The sequence below is a fragment of the Streptomyces sp. NPDC054866 genome, assembly GCF_053610745.1.
In genome coordinates this window covers 1-1458 of sequence record NZ_JBSGZA010000034.1, presented here as the reverse complement: position 1 = coordinate 1458, position 1458 = coordinate 1, and the positions used below count along the sequence as shown (strand labels likewise).

Genomic DNA, 1458 nt, shown 5'->3' with positions numbered 1-1458 from the left:
TCTTCCTGGCGGAGGCCTTCACACGCCCCGCCATGATGCGCACCCTGGCCGCCATCGGCTTCCAGCAGTCCTACACGTACTTCACCTGGCGCAACGCCAAGGAGGAACTGACGGACTACTTGCGCGAGTTGTCGGGCGAGACCGCCCATTACCTCCGGCCGAACTTCTTCGTCAACACCCCCGACATCCTGCACGCCTACCTCCAGAACGGCGGCCGCCCCGCCTTCGAGGCCCGCGCGGTGCTCGCCGCAACCCTCGCGCCGACGTGGGGCGTCTACAGCGGATACGAACTCTGCGAGAACGCCCCGGCGCGGGCAGACAGCGAGGAGTATCTGAACTCGGAGAAGTACCAACTGCGGCCGCGCGACTGGGAGTCGGCAGAGCGCACCGGCTCCACCATCGCGCCCCTCATCACCACGCTGAACCGCGTACGGCGCACCAACCCCGCCCTGCGGCAACTGCGTGACCTGCACTTCCATCCCACGGACCAGGAAGCGGTGATCGCGTACTCGAAGACGGCCAGTGACAAGGACGGATCGAACACGGTTCTGGTGGTCGTGAACCTCGACGCCCACCACACCCAGGAGGCCACGGTCTCGTTGGACATGCCGAAACTCGGCCTCCCCTGGCACGAGACCGTGCCGGTGCGCGACGAGCTCACCGGCGACACCTATCACTGGGGCAGGACCAACTATGTGCGCCTCGAGCCGGGCCGCGCGCCCGCGCACATCTTCAGGGTCCTGCGACCGTCCTCACCGTTGATCGGAGGGTCACCCACACCATGATCGTCAACGAGCCCGTCCAGGACACATTCGAGGACACGCCCGCCAAGGACCGAGACCCCGAGTGGTTCAAGCGCGCCGTCTTCTACGAGGTCCTGGTCCGCTCCTTCCAGGACAGCAACGGCGACGGCATCGGCGACCTCAAGGGCATCACGTCCAAGCTGGACTATCTGCAGTGGCTGGGCGTCGACTGCCTGTGGCTGCCGCCGTTCTTCAAGTCGCCTCTGAGAGACGGTGGTTACGACGTCTCGGACTACACCGCGGTTCTTCCCGACTTCGGCGATCTCGCCGACTTCGTGGAGTTCGTGGACTCCGCGCATCAGCGGGGCATGCGGGTGATCATCGACTTCGTGATGAACCACACCAGCGATCAGCACCCGTGGTTCCAGGCCTCCCGCACCGACCCCGACGGCCCCTACGGCGACTACTACGTCTGGGCGGATGACGACAAGCAGTACCAGGACGCGCGCATCATCTTCGTCGACACCGAAGCCTCCAACTGGACCTTCGACCCGGTGCGCAAGCAGTACTTCTGGCACCGCTTCTTCTCCCACCAGCCCGACCTCAACTACGAGAACCCGGCCGTCCAGGAAGAGATCATCTCCGCCCTGCGGTTCTGGCTCGACCTGGGCATCGACGGCTTCCGCCTGGACGCCGTGCCCTACCTCTTCGCCGA

Annotated in this window: 1 protein-coding gene and 1 pseudogene; both read left to right on the top strand. The window is 65.4% G+C overall.

What is annotated here, in order from left to right; genetic code table 11:
- Nucleotides 1-785, top strand: a pseudogene (locus tag ACWGI2_RS42055) (alpha-1,4-glucan--maltose-1-phosphate maltosyltransferase); the annotation flags it as partial.
- On the top strand, nt 782-1458 hold a 677-nt coding region (locus ACWGI2_RS42050), incomplete at its 3' end, for an alpha-amylase family glycosyl hydrolase (protein WP_453701337.1). The pseudogene ACWGI2_RS42055 and the gene ACWGI2_RS42050, both read left to right, overlap by 4 nt.